Raw genomic sequence first — 8,405 nt, 5'->3', positions numbered from 1 at the left:
CCTCCTCGTACAGATCGAGTTCGCGCCGCGGCGAGCCGATCTGTTCCAGCCGGGACCATCTGTCACGTCCGGCCAGCCGCTTCTCCAGTTCCTCGGGAGTGTGGCGCATGTAGCAGGATAGGGACGGCGGGAGCACGTGGCAGTTGTACTGCCAGATTTCCTCCTGCAGCAGCCCGTCGAGGCGTTGCAGTACCAGCGACGACTGCACGTAGCGGTCGCTGATGACGACCAGGCCGGCCCGTAGCTGCGGCCGGATCTCCGTGTCGATGTGCACGCAGCGGTCGGCGGCGACGGCCAGGGCCAGCGCTCGGCCGGTCAGCTTGGATTCTCCGTTGCGGACCAGCCGTCCCAGTGGAGTGGCGGACGGCTCGCTGGTCTCGTGGACGCGCGATCCGAGAGCGCGGAACTGGTCCGCGAGCAGGGCCGCGGTGGTGGTCTTGCCGACGCCGTTGGGGCCCTCGACCACGATGAACAGGCCACCCCTCGCCGGTGACGTGTTCACGGGCGGCGTCCTATCTGGAGCAGGGGGCGGCCGTCGTGCTCGACGATGGGGCACTGCTCGGTGTCCACCTCGCCGACTCGTGCGCCGTTCGCGATGACGGCGGCCGGGCAGCCCTTCCCGCACCGGCCGCCCATGTGGCATGTGCCACAGCTGGAGTTCACTCCCATGCGGAGTTTCCCCTCCAGGTCGTAGCCGTCGAGCGCGTCGGCGACCTCCTGGTGGAGGATGTTCCCGACGAGGAAGTCGGTGTCCGGGTGCGGCGATTGCGGGGTGCGCGCGGCGAACACCAGGTAGGGGCAGACTGCGGTGAGCCCGTCCGCGAACACGTAGATGAGCTTGCCGGCGTCGCACCCGGCGAGCGGCTTGCCGGGGTTGGGGAAGCGGATGCGCACCAGTTCGACGCCGCGGGCCCGGAACTTCTCGGTGGCCTCGGCGATGGCGTTCATCTTGTCGTTGTCGGCCGCCAGCCGTTGCTGGCTTTTGACGCCGCGCCCGAAGCTGGACAGCGGGTTCATGAGCACGTATCGGGCGCCGACCTCGACGGCGAACTCGCACAGGTCCACGAACTCGCCGGTGCTGGTGAGCGCGTTCGGGGTGGACAGCAGCCCTTGCAGGAGGCCGGCTTGGGCGAACTTGCGGGTGGTGGCCACTGTGACGTCGAAGGAGGAGGTGTCGCCGCGGAACTTGCCGTGGGATTCGCGCCGGAACCCGTCCAGTGAGACGTTGATGTGCACGCCGCCGAGGGCCGCCAGTTCGGCGATCTGCTCGTCGCTGGTCTGGGTGGCGTTGGTGCACAGCCCGAGCGGGAGGCCGAGGCCGACGATGTGACGGCATAGCGGCATGATGTCGGGGTGGACGAACGGTTCGCCGCCGGTGAGGGTGATGCGCTCGACCCGGGCGCGCTGGAGGCGCGGCAGCACCGTGTCGGTGAGGACGTCCAGCGGCAGATCCAGGCCCTCCTTGGTGGAGGAGACGAAACAGTGCGCACAGTGCAAGTTGCAGCGCTCGGTGATCTGGATCAGCGACTTGCGGCCGTCCCCTGCGACGGAGGTCCTGAAGTAGCAGGACCCGGCCAGGGCGTCGGTGTCGATGATGAGTCGTGCCGTCATGGGTTCCCTCCTCATGGGGAGTGGTAAGGCACATCCGGATGATGCCCGCTGGGGGCCGGTGGCTGGTGTTCCCGGGGCCTATTCCGCCCTTGGCTACCAGCGGTCGGCGACGACGTGCGCGGGCCGTGCCGGGTGGTCGTCGGTCTCGGCGAGGTTCGCGCCGGGGGCGACGTAGAGGGCGGTCAGGAGGATGCGGGGCAGGCAGGTTGGTGATGGGGCCTGGGAACGGCTGGAGGAGGTCGAGCTGTCGGTGCCCGGCCGTCGCGTAGAGCGCCGGACTGCACCCAGCCGTGAAAGCCCTCGGGGACTGCCGTGGGGATCGGCGTTGTGTCGTCCCACCAGGAGCCGGCCCACCACGCGCGCGCGACGGCGCGCAGCCTGGCCAGCCACGGCCGAGGGGATCGTGTCGTGCGTGCGGCGCGCTCACCGGCGCCCGCGCAGGAGGTGGGCAGGGTCATCGCCTGTTCTCCGGGGGTGGGGGGGTGAGGGGTGGCCGTGGGACGGCAGGTATGCGGCTGCCGTCCCACGGCGTCAGCCCCGGACCGGGCCATTTCCGGGGCGGAGGCTGCGGGCCATCGCGGGGGAAGGGCCCGCAGCGGGGCTATCTGCTGGCGGCGGCGACCTCACCGGCCGGTCCGCACGTGGTGGCGGGCGGGACGTTGGCGGCGATGTACTCGCGGTGGGGGCGCATCGCCTCCAGCGCCGCCGCCAAACCCACGTCGCGGACGTCGAGGCCGCGCATCCACCGCGCCAGCGGGCACGGGGTCGCCTCGCCGTTCGGGAGGACGGCGGCAGCACGCAGACCGCACTCGCCGCACAACTGGTTGACGTCAGGAGCGGCTCTGCCGGCGGCCCGGCCGAGCCCCCGCACCGGCTCGATGTCGATGCGGTCCACGCCGAGTTCGGTCAGCAGCTTCCGGCCCTCGTCCAGGCGCTGACGTTCCAGCACGCGCGCCATGACGACACGCAGCGGGATGCCGTACATCAGGGCCCGCTCGATGTTGCGGAGGGTGTGGTGCCAGGTCGCGCTGCCCCCGGTGATGCGCGCGTGCTGGGTCGGGTCGTCGCTGTAGAAACTGGTCGCGAGCTTCACACGCGGGTGGCAGAGCACCGTCCAGACCTTTTCCGGGATGTGGACCAGGTTGCTGTGGACCTCGACCTCCAGGCCGGCGTTGAGCGCCTGGTAGACCAGGTTGCCGAAGTGCGGGTGCTGGGTGGGCTCGCCCCCGGTGAACCGGACCTGCCGCACCCCGGCTTTGGCCGCTTGGGCGATGACGCCGAGCCAGTCGAACAGCTCCATGGTGCCGTGTGATCCCTGCGGTCCCGCCTCCGCTCTGCAATGGCCGCATTGGATCTGGCAAAGGCTCGTGAGTTCGAGCCACAGGTGGTCAGGTGTGGCGGCCATCGGGAGCTCCGGTCGGGTGGTCGGCTGGAAGGGTGGGCGGCCTGTCTGGTGGCGGTGTCGGCGTCTTCTCACGCCGGTCGGTAATGGGGAAGAGGCTGTCGATCAGGGACAGGAAGATGGGTTCCATGTGTTCTCCTCGCGGTGCAGTGCTCGGAGCGAAGCGCAGGCGCGGGCCGGCCGCCGATACGACGGACGATCACCGGCCCGCGCCGTGGCGGGGTTGGACGGCGGGGACATCGACACCGGGCCGCCCGCCCCGGAGGCGTGGCCGACGCGGCGCGCACTGGTGGATGCTGCGTCGGTGTCACGCCTCGCCTTGTCATCCCGGGCCCCTGCCTTGGCGGGGGATGGGGAAGCTGCCGCCGGGGATGTGCGGCGGACGCGTAACCTCGGCCAGCCGGGCGGCGAGCGCCGCGCGTAGCTCCTGCGGAGTCCTGCCCTTGACGTAGATGGCTTCCGGGACATGGCCGCGCCAGAAGGCCGTAAGATGCCTACCGGCGACCTCCCACAGCACCAGCGCCATGTGCCCGTACTCCTCCTCAAGTCTGGCCGCCATCTCCCGGCCGGTGTCGTCGTCGATCTCCGAGCCAGAGCCGGCGAAGACGGGGCCGCGGCTCATGTCGCACCCCCTGCTGCGGGGGTGTGCCGCTCGTCGTGCGGGCACTCGTTCCCGTACGGGCCGAACCCGGCCACCGCGAACAAGAACTTCGCCTCACCGACCTTGCGCGCCGGGGTGTCCGGGTCGGGCCGCCACGTGGACGCCTCGACCAGGCCGGGCCGGAGCAGGACCAGCCCGTCGAGGAAGCCGGCGATGTCGGCCCTGCTACGCGGATAGAGGTCGGCACCGCTGCGGCTGTACTCCTTTACCATGGCCTCTCGCACGTCCGGGTCCATGTCGGAACAGGCGTGGGAGAAGGCCAGGTAGCCGCCGGCGTGGAACGCCCGCAGGTAGGAGTGCAGCACCCAGATCGCGTACGGCTGGAACTTCCAGAAGTGCATCAGCGCGGTGGCGATGACGCCCACGGGCTCGTCAGGGTCGAGCAGCTTGAACGAGAGCCTGAGCACCTTGTGGTGTTCGCGGACGTCGGCCTGCACCATGAGAGTCGGCTCGATCCGGGTCAGGAGCGCACGCCCGTGCGCGGCGGGCACGCCAGCCACATCCACGTACACGACCCGGGCGTCCGGTTGGACGGCCGAGACGGTGTCGAAGATGTTCTGTCCATTCGCGTCCGGCAGACCGCTGCCGAGGTCGATGAACTGGCGGACGCCGAGCCGGGCCATCAGGCCGGCGCCGCGGTGCACGGCTTCACGGTGGGCCAGTACCGACTCGGGGAGCCCTGGGTCGATCTTCGCGAGCGCGTCGAAGATGTCCCGGTCGGGCTGTGTGTTGTCTTTCCCGCCGAGCCCGTAGTCGTAGATGCGGGCGATGCTGTCGGGTGGGCGAGCGACGTCGGCTGCGGTTGGCATATCCCGGTTGGCGGCTGGTGTCATCGTGAGGACCTTCAAGGTCGGGAGGGGGCAGCGTGCAGGCTGCTCATCGGCTGTATTGCGGCCTGCCCTAGTAAACGCTCGCTGTACTGTGCCGGTCACGGGGGGTTGCGACATATTTTCTATGCACCCTCCGCCCCTGCTGACCTGCTGTTTCCCGGCGGGTGGGTGCCGTTCTATGTCGCCGGTCTCGGGGGTGACCGATATGCGTGGTTGCCGAATCCCCTCGTCACGGGAAACCCTTCTGGCAGAGCCTCACCAGGGGAGCCTCGATGGTCAACGACATCCGGCGCAGGGTGAATCGTTTGCGCACGCAGATGCGTGCGCAAAACCGCACTACCGACGACATCGCGGTAGAGATCCGCATCCAATTCGGTCTGACGCCGTTGGCCGCCTACCGAGCGGCGCTCGGCCTGTCGCAGCCGGAGGTCGTGGACCAATGCCGGGACCAGTCGCCAACGATGGTGATGGACCAACCGTTGTTGTCCCGGCTGGAGATGTTCCCCGCGTTCGGCTCCAGGGCGCCGCTCGCGACGCACCTCATCACCTTGGCGAGCGTCTACCGCACGACGCCGCTGACGCTCCTGGAGCCGAACGCTCTGGACAGGCTGGACCCGCAGGAGCGGGACATCCTGATCCGGTGCAACCCGGGGTTCGCTGCTGCGCCGCCCAGCCTGGGCGAAAGCACGTTCAGTACATCAGCAACAGCTCAGGTGCGGCTGCCGGCTCCCGGCAGCCTGCAAGAGGAGGTAGAAGTGATCGCTCGCCGAGCCATGCGATTCGCCACGGGGGCGGAGGGCAGCAACGTCGGTCCCGAAATGCTGGCACAGATCCGCGACGAGGTGGCGCACATCGCCCGGCTGTACCCCCAAAGATCGCTGGTCCACCTGATGGGTAGCCTCGCGGAGTTGCAGGACATGCTCTTCCGCCTGCTGGAGGGCAGGCAGCGGCCCGCCGAGACGACAGACCTGTATCTGTTGAGCGGCATCATCTCGGGCATGCTGGCCAAGGCGTCTCATGACCTGGGCAACTCGCATGCCGCGATGACGCAGGCCCGTGCCGCGATCGTGTGCGCCGAGAACGCCGGCCACGACGGGCTCCGCACGTGGGTGCGGGTTCTGCAGTCGATGATCGCCTACTGGGCGGGCAGCCCCCGCGAGGCGGCTCGCTACGTCGACGCGGGGGCCGAGTACGCGGCCCGCACGCGCAGCACCGCCGCAGTGTGGCTGCCCGCGCAGGCCGCCAGGGTGTGGGGGGTGCTGGGCAACGCCGAGCGAGTGGACGAGGCGATCCTTCATGCCGAGCACGCGCGGGAGCAAGTCCAGCCGGACGAACTGGATGAATTCGGCGGGATCATGACGTTCACGCCGCCGAGACAGCTCTACTACGCGGCCGACGCCAGGGTGTGGCTGCCCGGCCAGGAACACCTCGCGGCCGACAGCGCGAGCGCCGCGATCGACGCCTACGCGGGAGCCGACGAGAGCGAGCAGTCGTTCTCCGACGAGGCCGGCGCCCGCGCTGACCTTGCGCTCGCCCGCATCCATCTCGGCGACCTCGACGGCGCCGCCGAGGCGCTGGCCACCGTGCTCGACCTTCCCGTCGATCAGCGCATCGGGGGAATCGTCGCCAGCACGCGGCGCATCCACGAAGCGCTCCGCGCCCCGAACTTCCGGGGTGGTGCGCTCGCCGCCGGCATGCAGCAGGAGATCGAGGAGTTCGCCGGGCTGCCCATCCAGGCCGCGTTGCCGCCCGGCCAGTAGGGTCGGAGGCCATGTACCCGGTAATGATCTCCTCCCCTCGGCTGGCCTTGAGGGAGTTCACCCCGGCCGACGTGGAGCAGCTGCTGGCCATCTACGGCGACCCGAGAGTGGCTGAACACATGAGTTTCGAGCCGCGCTCGCGCGACCAGGTCGAGACCACCATCGCCGGCGTGACCAAGGCGGCCCGCGTTGACCCCCGGACCGAATACTCCCTCGCCGCGGTGCTGCCCGGCGACGAGCTGGTGGCGTTCGCCAGGCTGGCGATCGACGTTGGCCACCCGCTGCAGAACAGCGCGCAGTTGGGGTTCGCGTTGCGCGCCGACCGGTGGCGGCAGGGGATTGGCACCGAGGTGGTGCGGTTGTTGCTGCGCCTCGGGTTCGAGCAGCTCGACGTCTACCGCATCTGGGGCGCACGGAGTCCCATGAACGAGGCTTCCGCCGCGGTGATGACCAAGGTGGGCATGGTTGAGGAGGGCGTGATCAGGGGGCATCTGAAGCTCCCTACCGGGTGGCGCGATTCCGTCGTTCACTCGATCTTGGCGCCTGAGTGGGATGCACTTCAGAGGTGATCGGGCAAGCCATGGTGAGGCCATCGCGCGGTGACGCGCGGTGGCCTCACTGTTGATGCGGTGGGGTGTGGTGGGGCGTTTGAGAATTGGCCCGGCGTGTCGGCCGGAAGATCTCCCATTGCGGATTCGGAATCCGATATTGTCGGCGGCTATGAGTGGTGGACTGCAGACCGGCCCGAAGAAGGGGCCTGGGCGCCCTCGTAAGGGTGGCCACAAGACCAGCATTCGCTTCATGAATGAGCAGGTCTGGACCCACGCGACCGAAGTGTGGGAGAAGCTCGGCTTCGACGACTTCAGCGCCTACGTGGACTTCATGTTCAACATGGCCCACGGTCAGTGGCAGCCGTACGGGTTCAAGAACCGCGAGGAGGCAGCCGCCTACCTTCGCGACCGGCAGGACGGTGTGCTCGTCCCGCCGCCGCACCTGCGCCACAAGGTGTTGGTCGGGGAGCAGGCGAAGCTGCCACTCATCGAGACCACCGCCGCGTAATGACCGCGGCTACCCGCAAACGCGAAGAACGGGAGACGTAGCCCGCCGAGGACGGCGGACAACTCCATAGAAAGCCACGAGGGCCCCTGCGCCGTATCAACTGTCCAGGAAGATTTGCGCAAGGACCCCCGATTAGAGGCCACCGGTTCCCGGCGGGCTTTCGCATGCCTGGAGCCGGTCAACCAGAAGCTAGGTGCCACCATAATCGATGGGCCCCTGGCTCTGCCAGTCGTGTCCGATTTCGGCGTGTCGGAATCGGACCAAACCGGCACAGCCACGCTGCACAACCTCATACCCGTCCCACATGATCAAATCACGTGGGAAGCGCTCCGAGCCGAGGCCGCCCAGGCGTGGGCCGCGCTCGCGCCGCTGATCGCGCAGGCGCCGCGCGTCCGCTACTCGGCGGACGGCGGCGTGACGTTCCCCGCGAGGTTCGAGCGGCCGCTGACCGCGCGGCACCCGAACCGGCCCACCACCGTGGCCACGTTCGACCGGCGCGCGGGCACAGGCCGGCTGCTGGTGCTCGACCACGACGTGAGCCGGGCCCGCGCTCTCGGCGTCGCGAACCCGGCCGCCCGTGTCACGGCCGAGGCCGCCGCCGCGATCGCTGCCGTCGAACGGTGCGGTGGCCGCGCCATCCCCGCCCTCCCCCCCAACGGCGGCCGCCACACCTATGTGCTGTTCGCCCAGCCGCTCCCCTGGGATGAGCTGCACCGGGTGGCATGCGCACTCGCCACCCGCTTCCCCACCATCGACGTCAGCCCCATGTCCAGCCCGGCCGGCCAGATCCGCATCCCCGGCTCCCCCCACAAGACGCGCGACGGCCGCCTCACCGGCTGGATGCGGCTCACCATCCCGCTCGCCGAGGCCGTCGCCATCGCCGAACAGCCGAACAGCATGCGCGTGTGGGAGCTGCTGCACGACGAGCTCGCCGTCGAACTCGGCTCCTACTCCCCCACCCCGGCCGGCCGGAGTACGGCCGAAACGGGCCGCCCCCTCCCGACCGGCGGCGGCTGGATGGTGGAGGACGACGACGGGATGCCGTGGCTCCCCCGCCCGCGCGGCCGCCGCGCCCCCCGCCC

General features: G+C 69.6%; 10 protein-coding genes. 4 read left to right on the top strand and 6 right to left on the bottom strand.

Going from position 1 to position 8,405, the window contains the following annotated elements; translation table 11 throughout:
• The 6 genes from tmk to IO39_RS42640 form a co-directional block, all read right to left on the bottom strand.
• Positions 1-502 (bottom strand): dTMP kinase (gene tmk / locus IO39_RS42660; protein WP_043637158.1); only part of this gene is annotated, 502 nt, incomplete at its 3' end.
• Positions 499-1,611: a radical SAM protein gene (locus IO39_RS53665; RefSeq protein WP_043637155.1), complete on the bottom strand. Its 1,113-nt coding sequence runs from the start codon at positions 1,609-1,611 to the stop codon at positions 499-501. The genes tmk and IO39_RS53665, both read right to left, overlap by 4 nt.
• A gap of 601 nt (positions 1,612-2,212) precedes the next feature.
• On the bottom strand, positions 2,213-3,016 hold the full coding sequence (locus IO39_RS42650) for a radical SAM protein (RefSeq protein ID WP_084774510.1): 804 nt from the start codon (positions 3,014-3,016) through the stop codon (positions 2,213-2,215).
• Complete coding sequence (locus tag IO39_RS55550) at positions 3,000-3,143, bottom strand: hypothetical protein (RefSeq protein ID WP_157549769.1); 144 nt, start codon at positions 3,141-3,143, stop codon at positions 3,000-3,002. The genes IO39_RS42650 and IO39_RS55550 overlap by 17 nt, the downstream gene beginning before the upstream one ends.
• A 192-nt stretch (positions 3,144-3,335) precedes the next feature.
• The gene (locus tag IO39_RS42645) at positions 3,336-3,635 is read right to left on the bottom strand and encodes a hypothetical protein (RefSeq protein ID WP_043637151.1); all 300 of its coding nucleotides are present in this window, start codon (positions 3,633-3,635) and stop codon (positions 3,336-3,338) included.
• Complete coding sequence (locus IO39_RS42640; protein ID WP_052424124.1) at positions 3,632-4,483, bottom strand: SAM-dependent methyltransferase; 852 nt, start codon at positions 4,481-4,483, stop codon at positions 3,632-3,634. The genes IO39_RS42645 and IO39_RS42640 overlap by 4 nt, the downstream gene beginning before the upstream one ends.
• Positions 4,484-4,776: 293 nt before the next feature.
• Here IO39_RS42640 and IO39_RS42635 point away from each other — a divergent pair, with 293 nt between their 5' ends.
• From IO39_RS42635 to IO39_RS42620, 4 genes are all read left to right on the top strand, one after another.
• On the top strand, positions 4,777-6,264 hold the full coding sequence (locus tag IO39_RS42635) for an NsdA family TPR-like regulatory protein (RefSeq protein WP_052424123.1): 1,488 nt from the start codon (positions 4,777-4,779) through the stop codon (positions 6,262-6,264).
• A gap of 11 nt (positions 6,265-6,275) precedes the next feature.
• The gene (locus IO39_RS42630; protein ID WP_043637147.1) at positions 6,276-6,833 is read left to right on the top strand and encodes a GNAT family N-acetyltransferase; all 558 of its coding nucleotides are present in this window, start codon (positions 6,276-6,278) and stop codon (positions 6,831-6,833) included.
• Between the two features lie 232 nt (positions 6,834-7,065).
• A complete protein-coding gene (locus IO39_RS42625) occupies positions 7,066-7,323 on the top strand; it encodes a hypothetical protein (protein ID WP_157549767.1) in 258 nt (85 codons plus the stop codon).
• Between the two features lie 246 nt (positions 7,324-7,569).
• The coding region (locus tag IO39_RS42620) for a hypothetical protein (protein ID WP_211267379.1) at positions 7,570-8,405 on the top strand (836 nt) is incomplete at its 3' end.

The sequence above is a fragment of the Nonomuraea candida genome (genome assembly GCF_000725485.1).
GTDB lineage: Bacteria > Actinomycetota > Actinomycetes > Streptosporangiales > Streptosporangiaceae > Nonomuraea > Nonomuraea candida.
The sequence above is the reverse complement of the archived record's forward strand: the minus strand, read 5'-3'. Positions and strand labels throughout refer to the sequence as shown.

What these genes read in the sequence shown, in the direction of transcription:
- IO39_RS53665 (WP_043637155.1), bottom strand. Translation starts at nt 1,611, where the DNA reads ATGACGGCACGACTCATCATCGACACCGACGCCCTGGCCGGGTCCTGC.
- IO39_RS42645 (WP_043637151.1), bottom strand. Translation starts at nt 3,635, where the DNA reads ATGAGCCGCGGCCCCGTCTTCGCCGGCTCTGGCTCGGAGATCGACGAC.
- IO39_RS55550 (WP_157549769.1), bottom strand. Translation starts at nt 3,143, where the DNA reads ATGGAACCCATCTTCCTGTCCCTGATCGACAGCCTCTTCCCCATTACC.
- IO39_RS42640 (WP_052424124.1), bottom strand. Translation starts at nt 4,483, where the DNA reads ATGCCAACCGCAGCCGACGTCGCTCGCCCACCCGACAGCATCGCCCGC.
- IO39_RS42650 (WP_084774510.1), bottom strand. Translation starts at nt 3,016, where the DNA reads ATGGCCGCCACACCTGACCACCTGTGGCTCGAACTCACGAGCCTTTGC.
- IO39_RS42630 (WP_043637147.1), top strand. Translation starts at nt 6,276, where the DNA reads ATGTACCCGGTAATGATCTCCTCCCCTCGGCTGGCCTTGAGGGAGTTC.
- IO39_RS42635 (WP_052424123.1), top strand. Translation starts at nt 4,777, where the DNA reads ATGGTCAACGACATCCGGCGCAGGGTGAATCGTTTGCGCACGCAGATG.
- IO39_RS42625 (WP_157549767.1), top strand. Translation starts at nt 7,066, where the DNA reads ATGAATGAGCAGGTCTGGACCCACGCGACCGAAGTGTGGGAGAAGCTC.